Origin of the sequence: Corynebacterium sp. HMSC073D01 (assembly GCF_001815555.1) — a bacterium.
GTDB lineage: Bacteria > Actinomycetota > Actinomycetes > Mycobacteriales > Mycobacteriaceae > Corynebacterium > Corynebacterium glucuronolyticum.
In genome coordinates, this window is sequence record NZ_KV821038.1 from 17,635 (window position 1) to 39,823 (window position 22,189).

19 protein-coding genes, 1 tRNA gene, 1 other RNA gene and 1 pseudogene are annotated in these 22,189 nt (G+C 60.8%); 10 read left to right on the plus strand and 12 right to left on the minus strand.

The features are described 5' to 3' along the window. Positions 1-7: 7 nt before the first annotated feature. The gene (locus tag HMPREF3044_RS05810; protein WP_210400528.1) at positions 8-1,348 is read right to left on the minus strand and encodes a glutamine synthetase family protein; all 1,341 of its coding nucleotides are present in this window, start codon (positions 1,346-1,348) and stop codon (positions 8-10) included. A 266-nt stretch (positions 1,349-1,614) separates the two neighbouring features. On the opposite strand from HMPREF3044_RS05810, the gene HMPREF3044_RS05815 reads away from it, so the two are divergent. Continuing rightward, positions 1,615-2,640, plus strand: a complete 1,026-nt coding sequence (locus tag HMPREF3044_RS05815) for a DUF2786 domain-containing protein (protein WP_246820915.1) — start codon at positions 1,615-1,617, stop codon at positions 2,638-2,640. 47 nt (positions 2,641-2,687) lie between these two features. Beyond that, on the plus strand, positions 2,688-4,430 hold the full coding sequence (locus HMPREF3044_RS05820; protein ID WP_005395437.1) for a CYTH and CHAD domain-containing protein: 1,743 nt from the start codon (positions 2,688-2,690) through the stop codon (positions 4,428-4,430). Between the two features lie 3 nt (positions 4,431-4,433). Here the strand turns inward: HMPREF3044_RS05820 and HMPREF3044_RS13375 are convergent, their stop codons facing one another. After that, complete coding sequence (locus HMPREF3044_RS13375) at positions 4,434-4,637, minus strand: hypothetical protein (protein ID WP_246820917.1); 204 nt, start codon at positions 4,635-4,637, stop codon at positions 4,434-4,436. Between the two features lie 150 nt (positions 4,638-4,787). On the opposite strand from HMPREF3044_RS13375, the gene HMPREF3044_RS05830 reads away from it, so the two are divergent. After that, positions 4,788-6,020, plus strand: coding sequence for a GHMP family kinase ATP-binding protein (locus HMPREF3044_RS05830; protein WP_246820919.1), 1,233 nt, complete (start codon positions 4,788-4,790; stop codon positions 6,018-6,020). Here the strand turns inward: HMPREF3044_RS05830 and HMPREF3044_RS05835 are convergent. Then, the gene (locus tag HMPREF3044_RS05835; RefSeq protein WP_070739962.1) at positions 6,017-7,393 is read right to left on the minus strand and encodes a ribonuclease catalytic domain-containing protein; all 1,377 of its coding nucleotides are present in this window, start codon (positions 7,391-7,393) and stop codon (positions 6,017-6,019) included. The genes HMPREF3044_RS05830 and HMPREF3044_RS05835 overlap by 4 nt on opposite strands. Positions 7,394-7,423: 30 nt before the next feature. After that, positions 7,424-7,830: RNase P RNA component class A (gene rnpB / locus HMPREF3044_RS05840), an RNA gene on the minus strand. A gap of 180 nt (positions 7,831-8,010) precedes the next feature. On the opposite strand from rnpB, the gene HMPREF3044_RS05845 reads away from it, so the two are divergent. The 3 genes from HMPREF3044_RS05845 to HMPREF3044_RS05855 are packed head-to-tail and all read left to right on the plus strand — an operon-like array spanning position 8,011 to position 11,962. Continuing rightward, positions 8,011-9,954: a permuted SH3 domain-containing protein gene (locus tag HMPREF3044_RS05845; RefSeq protein WP_070739965.1), complete on the plus strand. Its 1,944-nt coding sequence runs from the start codon at positions 8,011-8,013 to the stop codon at positions 9,952-9,954. Next, on the plus strand, positions 9,954-10,688 hold the full coding sequence (locus HMPREF3044_RS05850) for an ABC transporter ATP-binding protein (protein WP_005389347.1): 735 nt from the start codon (positions 9,954-9,956) through the stop codon (positions 10,686-10,688). Before HMPREF3044_RS05845 ends, HMPREF3044_RS05850 begins: the two co-directional genes overlap by 1 nt. Beyond that, positions 10,685-11,962 (plus strand): ABC transporter permease, encoded by a 1,278-nt coding sequence (locus tag HMPREF3044_RS05855; RefSeq protein ID WP_070739967.1) that lies wholly within the window; start codon positions 10,685-10,687, stop codon positions 11,960-11,962. Before HMPREF3044_RS05850 ends, HMPREF3044_RS05855 begins: the two co-directional genes overlap by 4 nt. 223 nt (positions 11,963-12,185) lie before the next feature. On the opposite strand, the pseudogene HMPREF3044_RS13625 reads toward HMPREF3044_RS05855, so the two are convergent. The 5 genes and pseudogenes from HMPREF3044_RS13625 to HMPREF3044_RS05880 all read right to left on the minus strand — a co-directional run. Next, a pseudogene (locus HMPREF3044_RS13625) lies at positions 12,186-12,233 on the minus strand (hypothetical protein); the annotation flags it as partial. Between the two features lie 844 nt (positions 12,234-13,077). Continuing rightward, positions 13,078-14,244 carry a bifunctional RNase H/acid phosphatase gene (locus HMPREF3044_RS05865; protein WP_070739973.1) on the minus strand — a complete coding sequence of 389 codons (1,167 nt, stop codon included), beginning with the start codon at positions 14,242-14,244 and terminating at the stop codon, positions 13,078-13,080. Next, positions 14,244-14,933 (minus strand): zinc ribbon domain-containing protein, encoded by a 690-nt coding sequence (locus tag HMPREF3044_RS05870; protein ID WP_005389339.1) that lies wholly within the window; start codon positions 14,931-14,933, stop codon positions 14,244-14,246. Before HMPREF3044_RS05870 ends, HMPREF3044_RS05865 begins: the two co-directional genes overlap by 1 nt. Then, positions 14,933-16,060 (minus strand): Nif3-like dinuclear metal center hexameric protein, encoded by a 1,128-nt coding sequence (locus HMPREF3044_RS05875; protein WP_070739976.1) that lies wholly within the window; start codon positions 16,058-16,060, stop codon positions 14,933-14,935. Before HMPREF3044_RS05875 ends, HMPREF3044_RS05870 begins: the two co-directional genes overlap by 1 nt. Beyond that, a complete protein-coding gene (locus tag HMPREF3044_RS05880; RefSeq protein WP_070739979.1) occupies positions 16,048-17,007 on the minus strand; it encodes an aminotransferase class I/II-fold pyridoxal phosphate-dependent enzyme in 960 nt (319 codons plus the stop codon). The genes HMPREF3044_RS05875 and HMPREF3044_RS05880 overlap by 13 nt, the downstream gene beginning before the upstream one ends. A 29-nt stretch (positions 17,008-17,036) precedes the next feature. Here HMPREF3044_RS05880 and HMPREF3044_RS05885 point away from each other — a divergent pair, with 29 nt between their 5' ends. Genes HMPREF3044_RS05885 through HMPREF3044_RS05895 form a run of 3 tightly spaced genes read left to right on the plus strand, consistent with a single transcriptional unit; the run spans position 17,037 to position 19,044 of the window. Beyond that, positions 17,037-17,687, plus strand: a complete 651-nt coding sequence (locus HMPREF3044_RS05885; RefSeq protein WP_246820922.1) for an HAD-IA family hydrolase — start codon at positions 17,037-17,039, stop codon at positions 17,685-17,687. Further along, entirely contained in the window at positions 17,668-18,150 is a 483-nt protein-coding gene (locus HMPREF3044_RS05890) for a low molecular weight protein-tyrosine-phosphatase (protein ID WP_070739985.1), read from the plus strand. The genes HMPREF3044_RS05885 and HMPREF3044_RS05890 overlap by 20 nt, the downstream gene beginning before the upstream one ends. Before the next feature lie 6 nt (positions 18,151-18,156). Further along, positions 18,157-19,044 carry an SURF1 family cytochrome oxidase biogenesis protein gene (locus HMPREF3044_RS05895; protein ID WP_070739989.1) on the plus strand — a complete coding sequence of 296 codons (888 nt, stop codon included), beginning with the start codon at positions 18,157-18,159 and terminating at the stop codon, positions 19,042-19,044. On the opposite strand, the gene cbiB is transcribed toward HMPREF3044_RS05895, so the two are convergent. From cbiB to HMPREF3044_RS05910, 3 genes are all read right to left on the minus strand, one after another. Further along, positions 19,005-19,907: an adenosylcobinamide-phosphate synthase CbiB gene (cbiB, locus tag HMPREF3044_RS05900; RefSeq protein ID WP_005389329.1), complete on the minus strand. Its 903-nt coding sequence runs from the start codon at positions 19,905-19,907 to the stop codon at positions 19,005-19,007. The genes HMPREF3044_RS05895 and cbiB overlap by 40 nt on opposite strands. Before the next feature lie 113 nt (positions 19,908-20,020). After that, positions 20,021-20,093, minus strand: a tRNA-Val gene (locus tag HMPREF3044_RS05905). Between the two features lie 48 nt (positions 20,094-20,141). Further along, positions 20,142-20,558 carry a DUF3052 domain-containing protein gene (locus tag HMPREF3044_RS05910; RefSeq protein WP_005389327.1) on the minus strand — a complete coding sequence of 139 codons (417 nt, stop codon included), beginning with the start codon at positions 20,556-20,558 and terminating at the stop codon, positions 20,142-20,144. Between the two features lie 194 nt (positions 20,559-20,752). Between HMPREF3044_RS05910 and HMPREF3044_RS05915 the strand changes: the two genes are divergently transcribed. Continuing rightward, positions 20,753-22,189, plus strand: a complete 1,437-nt coding sequence (locus HMPREF3044_RS05915) for an amino acid permease (protein ID WP_005389325.1) — start codon at positions 20,753-20,755, stop codon at positions 22,187-22,189.

The following is a 22,189-nucleotide window of genomic DNA, read 5'->3' on the forward strand; positions in this document are numbered from 1 at the left end:
CTTGCTGCTACAGGGGGAGGTTCGATTCGAGCTCCCACGACGTAATCTGCGCCTGGTACTCACGCATCTCGGCCCATTTTGTCCGCAGGAAGAACTCGAACACTTTCTCCCCGAGGGTATTGGCCACGAGCTCGGACTTTTCCATCTTTCGCAGCGCCTGGTCGAGAGTCTGGGGCAGATCCACGTACCCAAGTGCATGACGCTCACGCCTGGTCAGTGCTGCGATATCTTCCTCAGCCGCGTCTGCGAGCTCGTAGCCCTCCTCGATGCCCTTGAGCCCAGCAGCGAGCAATACGGCGTACGCGAGATACGGATTGCAGGCGGAGTCCACGGAGCGAACCTCAATACGCCGGGTATTGGCCTTCTGCGGCGAATAACCGGGCACGCGGATCAACGCCGACCGGTTCGACATTCCCCACGTCGCTGCGGTGGGTGCCTCCGCGCCGAACATAATGCGCTTGTACGAGTTCACCCACTGATTGGTGACCGCAGAGATCTCCGGCGCGTGCTGCAAAATTCCGGCAATGAATTGCTTTGCAGTTTTGGAAAGGTAAAACTCATCGTCGGTGTCATGGAACGCGTTGTACTCCCCCTCAAATAGGGACAGGTGCGAGTGAAGACCGCTACCTGCGTACTCCTTAAAAGGCTTGGGCATAAACGAGGCGTGCACGCCGTTGCGCAGCGCCACCTGTTTAACCAGGTAGCGAAGCGTCATGATGTTGTCGCTCATCGTCAACGCGTCCGTGTGCCGGAGATCAATCTCCTGCTGCCCCGGCGCAGTCTCGTGGTGGGAGAATTCCACCGAGATACCCATCGATTCCAAGGCGCTCATTGCTTCCCTGCGGAAGTTTGGCGCCTGGTCATTCTGCGCCTGATCGAAGAAGCCACCGAGATCGGTCGGCTCCGGACGCTGTCCGTGGGTGTAGATCGTCTTCAACAGGTAAAACTCTACCTCCGGGTGGACGTGGAAGGTGAATCCCTGTTCTTCTGCTTTTTCTGTTTGGAAGCGCAGAATCTGTCGCGGGTCAATCCAGCTGGGTTGCCCATCCGGGGTTGTGATGTCGCAGAACATGCGAGCTGTCAGGCCTGTGCCGTCATCCCCTTCGAAAGGAAGAAGCTGGAACGTCGATGGATCAGGGCGCGCCAGCGTGTCGGCCTCTGCAACGCGGGAGTATCCCTCGATAGCAGAGCCGTCGAAACCGATGCCTTCAGCGAAGGCGCTTTCGATCTCCGCAGGCACGACAACGACGGACTTGAGCATGCCCCACATATCGGTAAACCAGAGGCGAATGTAGCGAATGTCTTGATCTTCCAGCGTGCGGAGCACAAATTCCTGCGAGCTTGTCATGACTACCAATCTAGCTTTTACCCTCCACACGGCGGGACGGAAACGGGGGTAAATTTTTCCCCACTTCCCCCTGGCTAGCATATATGTTCGAATAAACGGGGGTAGATGGCGTGGGTATGTGGTGCTGGAATGTGTTCACAAGCAATCATTCGTTCGAAAGGACCTTCATTTGCCAGACCCGCCGCATAGTGACGATCAGCCCACGTCCGACATTCCAACATACGACTTCCCTCCATACCCACTCTCTCCTACAAAGGATCACTGACATGAGCACCACATCATTCGCCACCTACACCATCAACCTTCTCAAGCACGCCGCACTACTCGGGTGGACACCGGAAGCACTCCGCCACCACCTAGCCAAGACCAACACCCTCCCCCTTCTCGATTACTGCATGTTTCTAGCCAAGAGTGAGCTCAGCGATGCGGTTCCAGCAGAGGTGCGCTACCACTGGCACGTCGAATGTCCATATGCAGAAAAACAGGATGCGTCCTCAACAAACCTCCATACACTTTGGGAGCAGCTGCGCAAGCTTCCTCAAATCACGTCCGTCGACCTTCGCCTGGCCGAGGATCCATGCGCTGACGACGACAATCTGCCGGAAGAGCAGCGAAAAGCGCAACGTAAAATCACAGCTCTGTTGCGAAAGGCCGAATCGACTCCCTACGAAGAGGAAGCGGCTACCTACATTCAGAAAGCGGCTGCTTTACAGGCCAAGTACAACGTTGCCGCTGCTACTGTGGATCAGCCCCGACACGTACGTACCAAGCGAGTGCTCATTTCCGCCCCGTATGTGCGAGAAAAGAGTCTGCTCCTCTGCGCGATCGCCAGAAACTGCGGTGTACGAGTCATCGCACTGACTTCTACCGGTGTCATGTGCACAGTCGGATACGCTGCGGATCTCGCCTACGTCAGTGACATGTTTGCCAGTCTGGAACGACAGTGCCTGTATTTCATGGAGAACTCACCACGCGCACGCGAGGCACGAAGCACAGGCACCACAACCTCATTCCGACGCAGCTTCATCATTGCGTACGCTTCAGAGATCGGAGATATTCTTGCCTCTGCAACACGAAATATAGCCGACGCACACGAGGCCTCCCACTCCGCCTTGGTGGAGACAACCGCCGCTGTGGATAAGACCTTCCGCGACCTATTCCCGGAGACATCCACAACTCATATTCATGCCCGGAACGATGCCGGATACCAGGAGGGAGCCCGGTCAGCGAAGTCTTCTCACTTCGGCGGCGATTCTTCCGGAGTTGGTGGGCGGCGAAGCATCGGTGCCTAAACTGCCCTCGCCCCACGCAGCCCGCCAGAACCTGATAGAAAAGGGGTATGGGCACACAAAATTTCCTCGAGGTCGAAGCTAAGTTCGCTGTCTCCGACACACTGCCGGTTCCGGATTTCACAAAGATCGCGCACGTGGATTCGGTGGACGAGACGAATGTCTTTCACTTGTCCGCAATCTACTACGACACGGAGGACCTCGCGCTCACCCGCGCGAAGGTCACTCTGCGTCGGCGCACCGGCGGAAAAGACTCCGGCTGGCACCTCAAGCTCCCCTCCGATCTCGGACGGGTAGAGGTGCACGCCGACTTCGATCCCGAGCAGGAGGGGCCACTGACCCCACCGGAGGAAGTTCTGCACCCGGTGAAGGTCCTCACCCGCAACCGGGAACTCGTCCCCATCGCCCAAGTGGACAATGTACGGCACGAAACTGTCCTGCGTGCCTTCAACGGAACCGAGATGGCGGAGTTCTGTGACGACCACGTCACCGCTTGGTCTCTTCTCCCCGGAGGCAACCGAACCTCCTGGCGCGAGTGGGAGGTGGAACTCGGCAATGATGTGTCACGAACAGATAAAGGGCAGGAGATCCTCACGTCCGCCACGCGCCTCCTCATAGTCAACGGCGCGTCCGTCTCCCACAGCCCATCTAAACTCGTTATGGCTCTCGGCGAATCCGTAGACAATGTTTCCTCTCCGGCTCCTGTCGCCCAGGTAGAAGAGGATTCTCCGCTCCATGCCGTCGTCACCGCCTTGGCTGAAGGGCGCGACAGAATAATTGAGATGGATCCGCAGGTTCGCCGCGATGAGTGGGATTCCGTCCACCAGATGCGAGTTGCCACCCGGGAGCTTCGCAGCCATATTCAAACCTTTGAGGGAATCATCACTGGTCCCCGCGTCACTGAACTGGAAAAGGAACTCAAGTACCTTGCTGGGCTCCTCGGCGTTGCGCGAGACGCAGAAGTGGTCGAAGCACGCTTCACTGAACTCGTCGACCAAGTACCTATCGAGGTCATTGGCCGGGAAACCCGCGCGCACCTCACCTCATCAATGTCGGAGACCTACCGCAACGCCCACGACGAGATCCTCTCCTACCTCGACTCCGACCGGTACTTCACCTTGCTGCGCTGCCTGGACGAGGTCATCAAGGATCCGCCGACCCCCGAAACGGTGGAAGAAGACGCACCGGTTCAGCCCGATGAGCACCCGGAATCACCCGACGACGCTGCCGAAGATCGTCCTCTGGAAGCAGATACGACGGATCCCGTGGACGACACTCCTGAAGCGGTACTCGCCAGCCACCTGTCCAAGGCTTACATCAAGCTTCATCGGCGACACCTCAAGGCTGTGGAGGAGTGGGAGGATGACACCCTCCCTCTGGCCCACCGCGAGGCAAACTTCCACAACATGCGGAAGGCAGCCAAGAAGCTCCGCTACTCAGCGGAGGCTGTGGGCAAAGCTACGGATCTAAAAACGCGGAAACTCTATGACGCCTGCAAGCAGATGCAGACGGTACTCGGCGACTTCCAGGATTCCGTCACCTCCCGTGATGTCATCGCTGAGAAGGCACAGGAGGCGCGTGAACGTGGCCGCGATACCTTCGGTTACGGCGTTCTGTACCACGTGGAGATGGCCAATGGACTTGCTGCACTGAAGGAATATGCAAGCGCCGAGAAGAGCATCCGGAAGGCGTACCGCAAGCTGGAGAAGCAGGTGCGTAAGGCTGCTCGCCAGCGCGAAGCCAGGGAAGCCCACAACCACGAGGAGGAGGCTTCCACCGAAACGGGTTGGTAGTTTTTACTTCTCCCAGGCCGGCGGCTTACCCCAGTTGTTGTCGGTCTCGTCCTGCTGATCCGCTTCCTTCGTCCGCTCCGCGGCGATGGACAGGGCCTGGCGGGCTTCGCCCTCCGTATCGTAGGGTCCCATGCGGTTATCCCAACTGGCCTGCTTCCCCTGCTGCACCTCGCCGGTTTCCACGTTGTAATACCACTTGTCGCTCATGAAATGGTCGTCCTCTCTTTTCGGATTGATTGGTATGCGCCCCAGGTTACCTGGTTTCCCTCGCACACAGCCGAGTTCGTTGGTTGTGGCCGTGTACTCTGGGACGGTAAACGGTTGGCGCGACAAATGTTAAAGGAGCGGTGGCTAGAAATGGAACGGTGGCCGGAGCCTCAGGATAACCTGGCAGACATTGTGTCTAGCGAGCACCGGAAGCAGTGGTCTGCCCCTGACGGCGTGGCGTGTGCCCCCGCAACGAGCGTGTTGATGGGCGAGTTCACGGATTTCACGGGCGGGATGAGCGCGGTCATGGTTCATTCGCTCGAGGCCGCTGTGGCGTTTTCCTACCGCACGGATCGTGAAGTTCACGTTCGGTTCCTCCAGACGGGAAGCGAGGAGGACATTTCCTCAGCCGATGCCGATGAGCTGGAAAAAGCGGCTGGGACCATCCTGGATCCCCCCGTGCACGAGGATGACAGTCCTGCGGAGTGGAATGTTTCCTCCAGTCTGCCCACCGATGAATGGGCTGTCCGACTCGGTGGCGTGGTGATCACGATGATTCACCGCCAGCTTTTGACCAGGGATACGCCGGGGGTGAATGTGACCGTGGTGTGCGATATTCCGCCGCACGCAGGCCTGGGGCGCACAGCCGCGGTCACGTCAGCATTGGCGTTCGCTCTCAATGGCGAGCCGGACGAGCGCGACGATGCGCCCACCCGGGCGAAGCTCGCGTCCGTCGCGCATTGCGCTGCGGAAGTTTTTACGGGGCTGATGCACCCGCGCGCGCGTTTCGTCGGTTGTCTGAGGGGCACGGGTGAGGGGGTGAACCTCGTGGACTTTGGAGACGGCTCACTGACCGTTGCGCCCGCCATACAGGACGCCATGGTCATCACCCCGGCGCTTACGCGCCTGCCGGAGGCCCGCGACAACAGCGATCGGCTTGCCTGGCGACGCACCTTCGTCTCCCAGGCTTTGAAAAACTTCGGTGTAACGACGCTCCAGCAGCTTCCCGACGCCCCGGCGCGCGTAGGTGACTGGCTTCGCACTGTCATCTCGGTGAAGGGTAGTGAGGGCTTGCCGACGGTCGGGGCTGCGGTGGGCTGGCTCACCTACCTCGGTGAGGAAGCCACCCGGGCACACGAGTTCGCTGGGCTGCTCCGCTCCCGTCGAATGGACGACGCATTCGAGGTTTTCGCCCGCTCCGCAGGTCCCTTGCGCGAGTTTGCCCTCGACGAAGCGGCTGCTGCGGCTCCAACCGACATTCCGGCGCGACCGGCGGCAATCGGGCGCTCCACAGCCATGCTTTGTTTGACGGGTTACAACGACCTGCCGGATGTTCCGGGAGCCCACGTTATCGTTCTCCGGCCCGGTACCCGCGCGCACTAGTCAGCGGGCCAGGCGAACGCGATCTCTCGCTCGGCGGGATCAGCTGTAACGAGCGTGACCGGTGTGGTGTCTCCCTCGGCAGGGCTCCCGACGAGGTCGGTGGAGATGATCGGCGGCTGAGAGAGCATGATCTTCGCCGTGTTCTTTTCCTCGTTCGTCTTCAGCACGAGCGCGTCGAAAGTTGTCCCCACCCACGGCTGCAAGACAGTCGCCTCTGTCAGCCGGATACATGCGTTATCCACGGTGTTTGCGCGCTGTGAGGTGCGGCGCATCGTGTCGATGACAGCCTCGGCATCCTCGCGCGCCCAGGATTCCGGCGCGCGTCCTTCCGCGCGGGCGAGGCAGTACTCGGTGGCGTACCTATCCACGAGGCGGCGCAGCGGGGCTGTGACGTGGGCGTACATCCCTCCAACGCCCGCGTGGATCACTGCAGGCTTGGTATCGAGGAAGAGATAGTCCGCACCGCGGAGGAGCTTGGCCGCTTCTTTATGTACGGCCATTCCCGTCACGGTGGTTGGGTCGACGGAGGCCAGGAATACGCCGACCTCACTGCGCGGGTCGAAGGTCAACCCAAGGCTTGCTAGCTCAGTGGCAAAGGCCTCGAGAGCCTCTTCCGGCGCAGGATGCAGCGTTCGCAGGTAGCCGTGCCCCCACTCGGCTATCATCGCACCGGCAACCATGCCGGCCATGAGGGAGACCTCCGAATTGTCGTCCATGGCTTGGTTGCGTGGTTCGAGGATGAGCTCGTACTTGCCGTCGTCTAGCCGGTGTACGCGCGTATCGGGAAGGGAAAGGTTCACGGCTTTTCGACGCAGTGAGCTCGCCCGTCGCAGACTCCCCAGCCTGGGCAACAAATCGATCGACGGATGGTGAGCGTTAACGTAATCCAGCTGCGCGCGGGAGCGAACCGTAGCCCGCGAGAGGTCGTATTCTTGCACCTCCCCCGCAGCGTCGACAAGCATCCGCCAGCACACGGCGGGGCGGTCGACTCCGGGCAGCAGGGAGGCGCTGCCCTCCGACAGCTCCGGCGGGTAGAGCCGCGCGGGTTCATCTGGGAGGTAAATGGTTTGTCCGCGGCGAAGCGCCTCGTCGTACAGCCCCATTCCCGGGCGGACGAAGGCCCCCACATCGGCGATCGCGTACCAAACCTCGAGGCAATCGCCTTTCTCGGTGATGTACACCGCCTGATCGAGATCTTTGGACCCCACCGGATCGATCGTCACAAAGTCGATGTCGCGCAGATCCCGGCGGTGAGCGGCGAACTGATCGCGCGCCGAGCGGGCCTCCTCGACAAGGTTGGGCGGGAATTCCCGCTCCACCTGGAACTCGCGGGCGACGTCGGAGAAGTCTAATTCAGCGGCATACAGCTTCATACTTTCCCATTGTGCCCCGAAACGCGTGGGCGAGTGAGCCAACCGTAAGCCGGATTCTGTCGTGTGGCGACCATCCATCTCGCTACCGCCATTGCTGACGGCCTTCTACATAGCAGCTACCCGCAGACTCGGACGAGCAGCCCTCAGGCGCCTGCGCAGCCACACCGCTAAAGGATATGACCTTTTGCCTTGCTCTCGGTGGGGTTTACCAAGCCGTGGCAGTCACCTACCGCGCTGGTGCGCTCTTACCGCACCCTTTCACCCTTACCAACACCGAAACGGTGCTGGCGGTCTCGTTTCTGTGGCACTATCCCTCGGGTCGCCCCGGGTTGCCGTTAACAACCACCGTGCTCTATAGAGTCCAGACTTTCCTCGGCAGCGCGCGCTGGGGAACCAGTCCCCTCGTTCACGCCGACGCGATCGCCATGGTCGACTCACTCGCGAGAAAAAATTGTAGCCCTTCCCCCCATGCCGATGAAATTCCCACCGACCGGACAGATCCTCGACAGTTACAACTATTGGAAACAGATAGACAGTACGGTAAGCTGATGTAGGTCTAAAAACACATCTACGTGCGCTAAGGTACATAGATTCCATCTATATATGCTCGGAAAGTTATGGAAGACAACACTGAAAAATTCCCAACAACGCCTAACGACCCGGTAGATAGCGAAGAATCCTTCTGGGACGACGACGAATTCGCCGCCGAGGAGGGGGAACCCATGTCCCTCAGCGAAAAATACGAGGAAAAGGAAGAAGGTACATTCTTCTCCCGGCACAAATGGGTGATCATCCCGCTCATCATCGCCGTGCTCCTCGCCTCTGCCTTTGGCATCGGCAGCGCTGTCCTGACAGCGTTCAGCCCCAAGGAGACGGTGAGCTCCACCGACTTCCGCACCGTTGCGAAGAAGGACGTTATCGACCGCGTCAGCGTCAAGGGAACGATTCAGCCGATCCGCACGGCAACCCTGTCGACCAAGCTCACGACTCCCGTGCAGGATCTGCCCGTCGCCGTCGGCGACCGAGTGAAAGCCAACCAGCTTCTCGCCCGCATGGATACATCCTCTCTCGAGCGTGAGCTGGACAGCCAGCGCCAGCAACAATCTGCCTCCAGCTCGGAGTCGCAGAACGCGATCAAGCAGGCCCAGCAGCAGCTCGCACAGCAGCGCGAAAAGCTCGACCGCGGCCTCAACCAGGAAATCAACTCTGCTAACTCCGCGCTCCGCGATGCCAACCTGCAGCTCGAAGGCGCGAAGCAGGACTTCGCAAACCGCGCCCAGCAGGTGGAAAAAGACAACGACCCGGCGCTCCAGCAACAGAAGGATGCTGCGGAGCAAGCACGTAAGGCTGCCCGCGATGCAGATCTCGCACGTGCACAGGCCGAATTCGGCTTGGCAACTGTCCAGCGCGTCAATGGTGCAGCAGAACACCAGGCTGACCTCAACCGAGCACGCCTTGACCAGCTCAAAAACCAGGATTTATCCAGGCTTACTCCGGAGCTGCGCGAGGCAGCCGAGCAGGAGATCGCAAGCCTGCAAAACACCATCGATGGGGAAAACGGCGCACGCGCCGAGCGCGACCAGTCCATCGCCAATGCTGTTACCTCGCTACGACAGGCAGAAAACCAGGCCAGCGATGCAAAGGATGCACGCACCAAGGCGGAAAACCGCTACGCCGACGCTCTCGCGACCTCCGATCAGGAGCTCGGCCAGCTGCAGCGCAAGGTGAACGCCGCTGAGAACGCGGTTTCTGATGCCACCGTCGGTGTCGAAGCCGCCAAGCTCGGCGCCAAGCAGGGCCTCGAAACCTCCGCTTCTGCCCTCGACCAGGCCGTGAATTCCGCAGCAGCTGCGAATGCCTCGAGCGATCTGGCGAATAACAAGCTCATGATCGACATTGATTCCGCCGATGTGAACAGTCCTTTTGACGGCATCGTTACCGCACTTCCGGCACAGAAGGGCGCACCGGCCACGGGGCCAATTGTCACCGTCGCTGACGATTCTCGCAAGAAAATCGTCGTTCAGGTGAAGGAAGTCGATCTGCCCAAGGTGACCAAGGATTCCAAGGTCCGCTTCACCACCCCGTCCACTGGGGACAAGGAGTTCACCGGCAAGGTAGTCAAGGTTTCCCCTGTCGCCAACGACCCCATGGCAAGCATGTCCTCGGGCGCGAGTGGTGAGGGTAGCGCAGCTGCCGCCGGCGCAGGCTCCACCGATGTCACCTTCCCCGTGGAGATTGAAATCACCGGAGGCGACGAGCTTCGCCTTGGCTCTTCCGCAAAGGCCCAGATTATTCGCTCGGAGACGCACGACACCATCGCTGTCCCGCGCGATGCCGTCTTCACCAATGATGCGGGTAAAACTGCGGTCCTCGTATTGACCGGCAGCGGTAACAAGGGGACGATTGAGGAGCGCGAGGTAACAACCGGCAACAGCAACGACTTCGATACGTCGATTAGCTCGGGCCTCGAGGAGAGCGACCGTGTCATCACCACGGCGGAGAAGTACCGCGACAAGGTGGGTGCGACGGCCAAGGTCGAGATGAGCGCGAAGGGCGCCTAATGAGCTTGCTCATCAAAATGAAAGATATTGTCAAGACCTTCAACATCGGCCAGCCCGGTGAATTGACGGTCTTGCACAAGTGCAATTTTTACGTCAAAGACGGCGAATTCGTCTCCGTTGTGGGCCAATCTGGGTCCGGCAAGTCAACGCTCATGAACATCATTGGGCTTTTGGACTCCCCCACCAGTGGCCAGTACGTCCTCGGTGGTGTCAACGTTCTCAACGCCCAATCCGATGAGCTCGCCCGCTACCGCAGCGAGTCCATCGGGTTCGTGTTCCAGAACTTCAACCTCATCGGCCGCATGAACGCGCAGAAAAACGTCGAAATGCCGATGATGTACGCCGGCGTTTCCCCTAAGAAGCGCGCCGCCCGCGCCCGCGAACTCCTCGACCTCGTCGGTATGGGTAACCGCATGGGCCACGAGCCGAATGAGCTGTCCGGTGGCCAGAAGCAACGCGTGGCCATCGCCCGGGCGCTGGCCAATGAGCCGAAGCTCCTGCTTGCCGATGAGCCCACCGGCGCCCTCGACTCGCACACCGGCCGCATGGTCATGGACATGTTCCACAAGCTCAACAAGGAAGAGGGGAAAACCATCGTGTTAATTACCCACAACCCCGAGCTCGCGGAGGAAACCGACCGCATCGTCACCCTCACCGACGGTGTCATCGCGAACCCGCATGGCACAAAGGGCGAGGGGCGTATGCCACAGCCGGAAACGGAGGCCGCACGATGAACCTGCGCGAAGCAATCCGCCTCGCCCTCACCAGCCTCCGTGCCAACAAGATGCGCTCGGCGCTCACCCTCCTCGGCGTTGTCATCGGCATCGCCTCCGTGGTGGCGATCATGACGCTCGGGCACTCCTTGACAGCCCAATCGGAGAAAACGTTTTCCGACATCGGCTCCAGCGACCTCAACGTCACGCTGCAGCAAAAGAGTACGGACGAGGATTCCGACGAGGAAAACAAGGACGACGAGGACTCCATGTTCGGCCCCGCCGACCCTTCCAACGAATCCGACCGCATCAGCGACGATTCGATCGAGCAACTACGCGGCCGCCTCGGTGATTCCGTAGACTACATCTCCATCAACGCAGGCCAAATGTGGAACGCCACCGTCACCCAGGGCAGGGAACGCGAGCAGGCCTACGTTCAGGGTGTCAACGCCGATGCCCTCAACATGCAGGACATGAAGATGAAAGGCGGCCACCTCCTCAGCGCCGAGGACATCTCCGGTCACCGAAACGTCGCGGTTATCCCCTCGAAGCTTGTCGACGAACTGTTCAATGGCGACCTCAACGCCGCCCTCGGCGGGGAGATCAGCGTCGAATACCAGGGTGAACTGCAGTCCTTCATTATCGTTGGCGTGTACAACTCGGAAAACGGCAGCAGCGGGGCGATCTTCTTCAACGGTCCGCCCTCGGTGTATATCCCCTACCCCGTGGCTAAGAAAATGGACAAGTCTGTGGCCGGCATCACGGACTTCACCGTACGCCCCTCGGACAACGCCGACGTGGAGGGTCTGAAAACCCGGATCACGAACTTCTTCGACGCATCCCAGGACTACAAGGTGAAGGTTTCCGACAACAAAGCCGTGCTGGAGTCGGTCAACAAATTCTTCACCGCCATCTCCGCCATCTTGTCCACCATCGCCGGTATCTCCCTCCTCGTCGGTGGCATCGGCGTGATGAACATCATGCTTGTCTCCGTGACGGAACGCACTCGCGAGATCGGCGTGCGTATGGCTCTCGGCGCCACGCGCAAGGATATCCGCACGCAGTTTGTTATTGAGTCGATGATCGTCTGCGTCATCGGTGGCATTATTGGCCTCATCGTTGGTGGTGGCATCGGCATGATTGGCTCGAAACTCATGGGCCAGTTTGTCCTGCCTCCACTTGGTGGCGCAATCTTTGCCCTCGGCTTCTCCTTGGCAATTGGCCTGTTCTTCGGCTACTACCCCGCCGGCAAAGCAGCCCGCCTGAACCCCATCGAGGCGCTTCGCTACGAGTAGGGATCTCTACAGCACGGGCGGGGTGTGGATGTCGGCTTGTTGCCCCGCCGCAGGCGCAGGTGCTCATGTTGAGGCGGGGCCTACCACCAAACGGGGGAACAAAGTAGTCTAAGCCGTTGATCCGCTCAATCCGGCCGTATCTCGGCTTGGTGGGATCATCATCGTTGCGCCCGTTGTGGAACGGGCACAACATGGTGAGATTCTCCAACGTGGTGGGGCCACCGCTTACCCAGGATTCACTGTGGTGCATCTGGCACTTATCCGCCCACATGCACACCCCTCCACCGCACACACCGGCGTCTTCGCCCGCTGAATCTTTCGCTCAAGCGGACCCGCAAACCGCGCATCCGCAGTACGGAACCGGAAAAACCCCAACTCTTTACCCGTCACAGGATCCAACACCAACACCCACCCAAACTCGGCAAGCTTCATCTGCGCCCACTCCAACGCAGTAACCGACGTCCCATCCGACAGCGACAACATGTAGTTATACAACTCATGCTCCGTCGCCCCCATGGTGGAAGTATCCGCCGGCAACACAACAACCGGCTCCACAGCGGGTAGTTCTCCCGTGCCGCCAACAGCAGCAGTCACAAAGTTGACAGCCGCATCCCCACCCTGGGCACGCGCCCTATCAATCGCCGTGCGCCCCAAATGCTGATCCACCACAATAGTGATCCGCATCTTTGTGGTGCCAGAAATCGGTTGTTCCGTAAACGAATTCTTCGGATTGGTCGCCTGCATCGAATTAAAACGAACCAGCACAGCCACCGCAGCGGCCCTGACCGTGCGGCAATGAGCAACGCTTCGCGTCAACTCGACACGAACCTGCCAGGCATGATCCGGGCGAAGCGGTCATCCGCCCCGTCCTGTTTCCTAATCTCCCCAGTCGACATCCCCTGATAAACACCTAGGAGCTCCATCGTATGCGGCAACAAAGCCGCGATCTGAGCTCTTAAGTTCATGCCCCACATACTAGTGGGCTAACAAAAAACCAATTTAAACCTCAGTCGAGGGAACCGATTCAGAAAACAGGAAAACACAGCGCAACGCCCCAATCCAGGCCAGAAGCCACCCTCAGATAAAGGCAATCACCGGGGCAACCAGGGGGCGTTTTAGGACAGGTGCGCTGTGGAATTGAAGAGCGTCAACAAGCTCGGACCATCAGCGTAGAACTGGACGGTGCTCACGGATGCCAGGTCGAGGTGCATTCGCGAAACGGACTTCCCCGGCGCGCGCAGCGTGAGCCGTACGATGGCCTTAATCGGGTTGACGTGACTGACCACGACGATGGTCTTGCCCGCCCATGTCTTCTGTGCTTTGGTCACGAACCGCTTCGACCGCCGATAGACGGAGTCGAGGGATTCGCCGTCCGGTGGGGCGATGGTCGGGTCGTCCAACCACTCGGCATGGAGTTCGGGGTCGCGCTCGTGGGCCTCGGCAAAGGTCAACCCCTCCCAGGTGCCGAAGTCAACTTCGCGCAGCGCTTCGTCGGTATGGACGGCGACTCCTGCCATATCGGCGATGCCCCGAGCCGTCTCCTGTGCCCGTTTCTGGGGCGAGGAGATGACGGCATCAATGTTCGTGCCTTCAAAGAAGGTTGCCACACGCGAGGCTTGTGTGCGTCCCAGTTCGGTCAACGCCGGGTCGCTCGAACCCGAGTACTGCTTCTTCACACTCATCTCGGTTTGCCCGTGCCGAACGAGGTAAATGGTCAGGGCCTCCGTAGTGGCACCGACCCAGTCCTTGTTCGCTGGCGCGTGTGCAGCCTGCCTATCCTTCGTATCCTCTGCATCCTTCGGATGCGAGGGCGCGACCTTCGGATCCGAAGGGTGGCTGGATGGGGCAGCAGAGCCAACGAAGCCCGGCTTCGCGCCTTGTGCGCCGGCATCCATCGCGATGTTGGCCAACTCGTCGGCGCGCGCGTTCTTCTTGCGGGGAACCCACAGAATCGAGAACTGCTCAAACTGGTTTATCAGCTCGTGGGCAATCTTGGCCTTGGCCTGCATGTCCGGGTGCTTGATTTTCCAGCGCCCGGACATCTGCTCGACGACGAGCTTGGAATCCATGAACACCTGGCAGTGCGTCGCACCGAGCTCCAGGGCAGCCCTGAGGCCGTTGATGAGCGCCTGGTATTCGGCGACGTTATTCGTGGTCTTTCCCACAAAGTGGGACAACGCACGCAGCTCGTTCCCGTGGGAATCCTTCACGACGCTGCCGGAGCCGGCGATGCCGGGATTGCCGCGGGAGCCACCGTCGGCAAAAACTGTAACTCCGAGCATTAACGCACCAGGTAGGTGCCGCATTCGGGGCACTGGGGAACAACGTTTGCGGGGGCGGAGCGGATCTCCTGAATGTCGGCTGCAGGAAGAATGAGGTTGCAGCCACCGCAAGCACGACCGGTGAAGGCGGCCGCACCGAACTCCGAGATAACCTTCTGCTTGTCATAGGCAGCGAGGACGTCTTCGGGCAGCTGGGCGCGGATGTCCTCGGCACGCTGCGAATCGTCGGCAGGCGTGTGGGCGGCAGCGGCGGCGCGCTGCGCGGCGGCGAGGCGCTCCTCGAGTTCCTTCACGCGCTGGGCGTGGAGGTCTTGGTTGGCGCGCTGGGCGGCGATGGCATCATGGTTTTCTTTCAGCTCACCGGTGAGATCGTTGGAACGGCGGGCGGCGGAGGCGAGGTCGTGCTCCAGGTCCTTGCGCGTTTCGCGGTCGGTGGCAGCGCCGAGCTCTTTGCGGTCTGCCTGCTCGCGACGTTGGAGCTTCACCAGGTCCTGCTGGATGCGGCGGATCTCCAGGTCGATGTCGCTGGCGGCGAGGACGGCACGGGAGTGGGCCTCGCGTTCCTCGGCAAGCTGCTCGCCGAGCTTTTCCACCTCGAGGTCTTCGGGGGTGGGGCCGCTCGCACCACCGAGTTCGGCGGCGGCGAGGTCGACGAGAAGATGCTGCTTGTCCTGGTCGAGTGTGAGCACTACGTTTCCTTTCGAATGCCTAGGTTCCACGGGTCTGTCACGAGCGTGATAATTGTAGTATCCACGTCAAGTTCGCTCGTGATCGCCCTTTCCGCCTGGTACACCCAGGGGAATTCGCTGGCCCAGTGCGCCGTGTCAATGACGCACATGTCGCTGGCGGCGAGGTGGTCGTCGACGATGTGGTGTTTCAAGTCGCTGGTCACGAGGACATCCGCGCCGGCTGCTGCGGCGGTGGGCAGGAAGGAGCCGCCCGATCCGCTGGCGACGGCAACGGTGGTGATGGGTTTGTCCGGGTCGCCGGCGGCACGGATACCCCACGCTGTTTCCGGTAGCGCGTCTGCCACCCGCTGGGCGAACTCTGCAAAGGTTACGGTCGTTTCCAGCCTGCCTATGCGCCCGATCCCCGTGCCGGTGGGTTCCGGCGCGGTTTCTACACAGTCGTAGGCGGGCTGTTCGTACGGGTGTGCACGGTAGATCGCCGCCCGGATCTGCTCCCTGTCCTTTCGCTTGCCGACGAACTCAATGCGCACCTCGGCCACCGTTTCTAGCTCACCGTGGGAGCCGATCGCCGGCGACGAATTCTCGCCGGGAAGAAACTGACCTGTCCCCTCGGTGTGGAATGCGCAGTCACTGTAATTCCCCACGTTGCCCGCTCCGGCAGAAAACAAGGCGCGCTTGAAGGCAGCGATGTCGCCGTTATCCGGGAACTGGACGCCCCATTTATCCAGGATGGAGGTCTGTTCATCGAGAGCACGGGTGTCGCCGGTGATCCCCACCAGCCGGGCGAGCTCATCGTTGACACCGGGGCGGGCGGAGTCGGCATTCGTGTGGGCCGAAAAGATGGCGAGGCCACCGCAGATCGCCTCGTGAATGATCCGCCCCTTGGGGGTTGCCGTGGAGACGAAATTGACACCCTTAAGCAGCAGCGGGTGGTGGGTGATGAGCATCTGCGCGTCGGCATCGAGGGCGGCGCGCACAACGTCGAGCGTCGGATCAAGGGCGAAGGCCACCTTTGTTACCTGCTCCTCCGGGTCACCGACGGACAACCCCACCTTGTCCCATGATTCCGCGAGCCTGGGTGGGTAGTGGGCCTCCATGACCCGAACAATATCGCCTACGGTTGGCATCGTTGAACCTCTCTTATCAGTTCTCGCACATCCTCGGCGGGCCGCACGGCCAGCCGCCAATAGCTCAAGTCTAGCCCGGGAAAGGTATCGCACCGCCGAATGGCGATGCCGCGTCTGGCTAGCTCCTGGCGCAGTGATTCCGCGTCACCGGGCGGCTGGACGAGGAGGTAGGGTGCCTTCGAATCCGAGGCGAGCGTGAACCCGGCTGCGGTGAGGAGGGACTTCATCTCCTCGCGTTCGGCAGAGATATCCCCCGGCTCGTGTTCCAGCACCCACTCGAAGGCGGCTAGCTGTAGCGAGCTTGTCGCCCAGTGGGGGCGGAAGCGCGCCACGTCAACGCCCTCCGGGATGATCATGTAGCCTGCGCGGAGTCCTGCGAGGTTCCATGTTTTGGTCAGGCTGCGGGTGACGAAGGCGTTGGGTGGCGCTGTGAATGGGATGTCGGTGATGTCGGCGAACGCTTCGTCGACAAGCAAAAATTCGGCGGGCAGCACCGGCTCGATGACCGTGCCCGTCGGATTGATAGGACAACCGATGACGGCGAGGTGCGTGGGGGCGATCGCGGGGAGCGTGTCGAAGGGTGGCTCCATCATCGCCCGGGTCACCGGGACGCCGGCGAGGCGCAGGGCGTTCTCCGGCTCGGTGAAGCCGGGGTGGATAACGGTGGCGTCGCGCCACCCGAGGTTAGCGATGATGGTGAAGCCCTCTGCTGCCCCAGAAAGGAGGACCACCTGCTCGGGGGCGACGTGGTGGCGGCGAGCAAGCTCAGCCACGACTGCCCTCTCACGGGCGGCGGAGGGGTAGGAGCCGAGGGTGGCAAGCTCGGACGCCAGAGCGTCGACAAGCCCCCTGGGAGGGGTGAGCCCACGGACGTTGACGGCGAAGTTGAGCCGGGATCCCTCTTCTTCGTCGCCGTGAAAAGCCAGGTCGACGCTCGTATACTGCATTTGTACAGTATGGCAAAATGAAGGGCATTATGAAAACGCTTCTCATCGACGTAGACGGAACCCTCATCGATTCTTTCCCCGGCATTAGAGCAAGTTTTCTTTCCGCCCTCGATGACCTGGGAATCAACCACCCGGACGAGGAGTTCGTCTCCTCCATCGCCGGCCCACCCATGGAACAGACCATGATGCGACTCGGGCTCAGCGCGGACCAAGCGGCCGCAGGGCTGCGTCTCTACCTGGGGCACTACGGCGAGGACGGCTGGGACAATTCAGCCCCCTTCGACGGGATGACGGAATTCCTCGCCTGGGCAAAACAAGCAGGTTTCCAACTTGTCACCGCAACGAGCAAGGGCGAAGAGTTCGCACGGAAGACCCTCGAACGCTACGCCATGCTCGACTACTTCGACTTCTTCGCCGCCGCCGAAGAAGACGGGCCGCGGCGCACCAAGGAAAAAGTCATCCGCTACGCGCTGGACAACCTCCCCCACCCCGCCACAACCGACGAGATGCTCCTCATCGGAGACCGCATCCACGACATCGACGGCGCGCGGCAATTCGGCATCCCCGCCGTCCTTGTAGAGTGGGGGTATGGCACCCCCTCGGAACACCGCCAGGCACACCACGTGGTGGCCACCCCAGACGAGCTGAAGGAATATGTGCATGACTGGTCCGAAGCCTAATCTCCACGTCACCTTCGTATGCACGGGTAATATCTGCCGCTCCCCGATGGCCGAGGCACTATTCAACGACTTCCTTGCAACGCGTGGCGAGGAGCGCATCCGCGTCACGAGCTGCGGCATCGGTGACTGGCATGTCGGCCAACACGCGGACATGCGCGCGCTCGTGGAACTGAAGAAGGTCGGCATCGACGGCAACTACCTGCGCGCCGAACAGGTGTCCGAGGAACACCTCAGCGCGGATCTCATCGTCGCCCTCGCCGCCAACCATGTCCGCAGCCTCGCCTCCCTCGGCGCGGATCCCGCGAAGATCCGGCTCCTGCGTTCCTTCGACCCACAGGCACCACGTGGCGCCTCCATCGACGACCCGTACTACGGCGGGCGCAGTGGTTTCACCACAACGCGCACCCAAATTGAGAGCTCCCTGCCTGGTCTTTTTGAGTGGTGCATCAATCACTTAGACTAAGAGGCTGTGAGCACTTCAAAGATCCTGCGGACATTCCTCAAACCCGGCTGGGTGATCACGGCTGTCCTCATCGTCGTGTTCTCCTACTTCGCCATCACCGTGCTGGCGCCGTGGCAGCTGGGGAAACACGAGGTCAAAAGCGAACAAAATACGCAGATCCGCACGGCCCTGCGCACCGACCCCATCCCCGTAGACGAGATTTTTGTGAACGGCGCGCTTCCCGCCGACAACGCGTGGCGACAGGTGGAACTCGTCGGCACCTATTCCCCCTCCGACGAGGTCATCTTGCGTATGCGGTCTGTGGCCGGTAACCCGGTGTTCCAAGTGCTGACCGTCTTCACCACCACATCCGGCGACGCGTACCTCATCAACCGCGGGTATGTCCCGCAGCAAAAGGATTCCGGAGTTCCGGAGATCCCCGCCGCCCCGACAGACACCGTGACCATCACCGGCAACGCTCTGCCCGGCGAGGCCGATTCCGGCCGCCCACCGCACGCGGACGATTCCCACCAATACGTTCTCGACATCAACCTGCCGCAGATTTCCTCGCTCACGGGCACCTCGCTTGCCGACGGCTACATCCAACTCGCCGACAAACAGCCCGGCGTGCTCAACGCCATCCCCCTGCCCAAGCTCGACGGTGGCCCCTACCTCTCCTACGGCCTCCAGTGGATCGCCATGGGTATCGGCGCGCCCATCGCCCTCCTCTACTTCATTCGTATGGAATTGAAGGAGAGAAAACGCGACGAGGAAGAACAAGAGGAACTCGAGGGTCTCATCCCCGACCCCGATGACGATGAGGACGATGAGCCGGCGCCACAGCGCTCCCGCTACGGCGGGCAGCGCCGCAACCCCTACGCCAAGTTCGAAGCGCGCCGCGAAGACCGCTTCTGAGCGATAACGAGCCCCACCCCGAGGGCAGCAAGCTGCGTCACACGGGATAGCACGACTGCCTTCTTCACCGTCTGCGTTGTCGGGTACGGCCCGTGCCCGAGGGTAGGCCGCTCCTCCACTCCGTATGAATACACCGTCCGGCCGCCGAGACGCACCCGCAGCGCCTCCGCAGCGGAGGCTTCCACCCAGCCAGCATTCGGGCTCGGGTGGTTGGCCGCCGCCGCGTACACGCGCTGCCACGTGTCCCGCTTTTTCGGTGCGAACAGGAGATGGATCGCCGTTGTCACCCGCGCGGGTAGATAGCCCAAGACATCGTCCAGCCGCGCAGCAGCCCACCCGAAATTGGAATACCGCTCGTTTTTGTATCCCACCATCGCGTCGAGCGTGTTCGCTGCACGGTGGAGCACCACGCCCGGCGCGCCGGCAAGACCCGCCCACACGAGTGGCGCGACCGCCGCATCAGAGGTGTTTTCCGCCAATGATTCCACCGTCGCCCGGGCGATGCCGTCGCCGTCGAGAACCTGCGGATCCCTGGAGCACAGCCACGGCACCCACGTCCGCGCGTGGTCTACGTCCCCCTCTTCCAGGTCGTGTGCAACCTGCGTGCCAACCTTCTCCAGCGTCGTCCCACCGAGCGAGGCCCACACGGCGACCGGCAGGAGAATTTCTGGAGCAAGCGCTGCCAGAATCGTCGGGGGAATAACAGCGGCTGCGGTGAAGCCGATGCCGGCGAGCTTCGAATCCCGGTATAGGTGGCGTTCGAGGAAGCTGGCGTAGGAGCCGAAATAGGCCACGGGATGGTGGCGCTGTGGGTCGCCGAAAAGCTTATCTGCGACAAAACCTGTGATTATCCCCCACTGCACGGATGTCCGTTCCCTTTCTACGAAAGCCTGGCGTGTGTACCCAGTGTGTACCAGAAAAGGCCAGACCCCCGCTTTTCATTTCGCAGCGGGGGTCTGGCCTTTATCATTATTCGTGCGCTCTACAGGGCTCGAACCTGTGACCTTCTGGGTGTAAACCAGATGCTCTCCCAACTGAGCTAAAAGCGCCGACGTGCAGGTAACTGTAGCACGGACCGTCGGGTCCGCGAAAATCGCCTACTTGGCCTGCTTATTTCCGCGCTGCACGAGGCAGGAACCCTGCCAGCTTCCCAGACGCTGCGCGCCGGTCTGGACGAGACCTGCCAGCTGCGCAGACTCAGCGATGATGCCGGGTTCGACGGTTCCTTCCGTACCCGTCGCGGGGGTGAGCAACCAGATGCAACCGGAATCCGAGAGGTTGCGCACTGCGTCGACGAGACCGTCGACAAGATCTCCATCCTCGTCCCGCCACCAGCACAGAACCATATCACAGATGTCGTCAGTGTCCTCGTCTACGAGATCGGCACCGATCACGTCTTCGAGCGCCTCGCTAATGTTGCTATCGGCATCGTCATCCCACCCCAGTTCCTGAACAATGAGACCAGGACGTGCCCCCAGGATCTTCGCGTAATCCTGCTCGCGACCATCTGCCACGTGAAATAAACCTTCCTCTACGGAGTAAAAACTGAATATTGCACTACATATTACCGCCTATTGCTCTGTTTCTCCACGAAAGCAGGCATGAACCATACGAAAGTAGGAGCGTCCGCGTAGTGAGATTGTTTAACGATGCAAGGGTTTAAGATAAGTGTGACACTATCCGTTCTTTGTATGATTAGGAACACATTATGACTTCCCCGTCATCCCAACACGTGGATAAAGCGGACGCGGGCTACTCAAAGGCTCTCAAACCGCGTCACATGCAAATGATCGCCATCGGCGGTTCCATCGGCACCGGCCTCTTCCTCGGTGCAGGCGGACGCATTTCCATGGGTGGCCCTGCCCTCGCCTTCGCCTACGCCCTGTGCGGCATCTTCGCATTCTTTATGATCCGTGCCCTCGGCGAGCTCACCATCTACCGCCCGTCCTCCGGCGCGTTCGTTTCCTACGCCCGCGAGTTCCAGGGCGAGGGCGGCGCCTACGCCACCGGCTGGCTGTTCTTCCTCGACTGGTCCGTGACCGTGATGGCGGACATCACTGCGGTCGCCCTGTACGTCCACTACTGGTCCATCTTCACCACCATCCCCCAATGGATACTCGCCTTCGGCGCTCTGGCCATTGTGTTTGTCCTCAACCTGCTCTCCGTGAAAGTCTTCGGTGAGCTCGAGTTCTGGTTTGCACTCATCAAGGTGGCGGCGATCGTCATCTTCATGATTGTCGCGATCATCTTCATCGTCACGGGAAACTCCAGCGCCGGCTACGATCCCGGCATCCAGCTCATCCGCGACAACGGTGGCCTCTTCCCCGAGGGCTTCGCGCCGATGGTCACCCTGGCCCTCGGTGTTGTCTTCGCGTTCGGTGGCACAGAAATGGTCGGTGTCGCAGCCGGCGAGGCGAAAAACGTCCGCGAGGTCATGCCCAAGGCCGTCAACTCGGTCATGTGGCGCATCGCCCTGTTCTACATCGGCTCCGTGTTCCTCCTCATCATGGTCATGCCGTACGACGCCTACTCATCCAACGAGAGCCCGTTTGTCACCTTCTTCTCCGCCATCGGTGTCCCCCATGCCGGTGACATCATGAACCTCGTCGTCCTCACCGCCGCCATGAGCTCCCTCAACGCCGGCCTATACTCCACCGGCCGCACCCTCCGGTCGCTGGCTGTTGCGGGCTCTGCCCCAAAGGTAGCGGCCAAGATGAACAAGAACCACGTTCCCGCCGGCGGCATCGCGATCACCGCTGGTCTTGGGCTCGTCGGTGTGCTCATCAACTACATTTACCCCACCGATGCCTTCAACATCGTCATGAACCTGGCAGGCATCGGCATCGCCGGTACATGGATGTCCATCATGGTTTCCCACTGGCTCTTCGTGCGCAAGGCAAAGCGCGGTGAAGTGGAGCGTCCGGACTTCAAGCTGTTCTGCGCGCCAGTCACTAACTTCCTCACCCTCGCCTTCCTTGCCCTCATCATTGTTGCAATGTGGATGCAGGATACGGCGGGCAAAATCACCATCTCTACCTTCGTTGTTCTCGCCATCCTGTGGGCTATTGCCTGGTTCGGATTCATTCGCAAGCGCGTCGACGGAAGCCTCCTAGAAAAGATGATTCCCGGCGACGAGGAGGAATAA

Coding starts and splice junctions, on each gene's coding strand:
- HMPREF3044_RS05835 (WP_070739962.1), bottom strand. CDS start 7,393: ATGAAGCTGTATGCCGCTGAATTAGACTTCTCCGACGTCGCCCGCGAG.
- HMPREF3044_RS05865 (WP_070739973.1), bottom strand. CDS start 14,244: ATGCTCGGAGTTACAGTTTTTGCCGACGGTGGCTCCCGCGGCAATCCC.
- HMPREF3044_RS05815 (WP_246820915.1), top strand. CDS start 1,615: ATGAGCACCACATCATTCGCCACCTACACCATCAACCTTCTCAAGCAC.
- HMPREF3044_RS05885 (WP_246820922.1), top strand. CDS start 17,037: ATGAAAACGCTTCTCATCGACGTAGACGGAACCCTCATCGATTCTTTC.
- HMPREF3044_RS05915 (WP_005389325.1), top strand. CDS start 20,753: ATGACTTCCCCGTCATCCCAACACGTGGATAAAGCGGACGCGGGCTAC.
- HMPREF3044_RS05830 (WP_246820919.1), top strand. CDS start 4,788: ATGGAACGGTGGCCGGAGCCTCAGGATAACCTGGCAGACATTGTGTCT.
- HMPREF3044_RS05810 (WP_210400528.1), bottom strand. CDS start 1,348: ATGACAAGCTCGCAGGAATTTGTGCTCCGCACGCTGGAAGATCAAGAC.
- HMPREF3044_RS05850 (WP_005389347.1), top strand. CDS start 9,954: ATGAGCTTGCTCATCAAAATGAAAGATATTGTCAAGACCTTCAACATC.
- HMPREF3044_RS05875 (WP_070739976.1), bottom strand. CDS start 16,060: ATGCCAACCGTAGGCGATATTGTTCGGGTCATGGAGGCCCACTACCCA.
- HMPREF3044_RS05890 (WP_070739985.1), top strand. CDS start 17,668: ATGACTGGTCCGAAGCCTAATCTCCACGTCACCTTCGTATGCACGGGT.
- HMPREF3044_RS13375 (WP_246820917.1), bottom strand. CDS start 4,637: ATGAGCGACAAGTGGTATTACAACGTGGAAACCGGCGAGGTGCAGCAG.
- HMPREF3044_RS05820 (WP_005395437.1), top strand. CDS start 2,688: ATGGGCACACAAAATTTCCTCGAGGTCGAAGCTAAGTTCGCTGTCTCC.
- HMPREF3044_RS05845 (WP_070739965.1), top strand. CDS start 8,011: ATGGAAGACAACACTGAAAAATTCCCAACAACGCCTAACGACCCGGTA.
- HMPREF3044_RS05880 (WP_070739979.1), bottom strand. CDS start 17,007: ATGCAGTATACGAGCGTCGACCTGGCTTTTCACGGCGACGAAGAAGAG.
- HMPREF3044_RS05855 (WP_070739967.1), top strand. CDS start 10,685: ATGAACCTGCGCGAAGCAATCCGCCTCGCCCTCACCAGCCTCCGTGCC.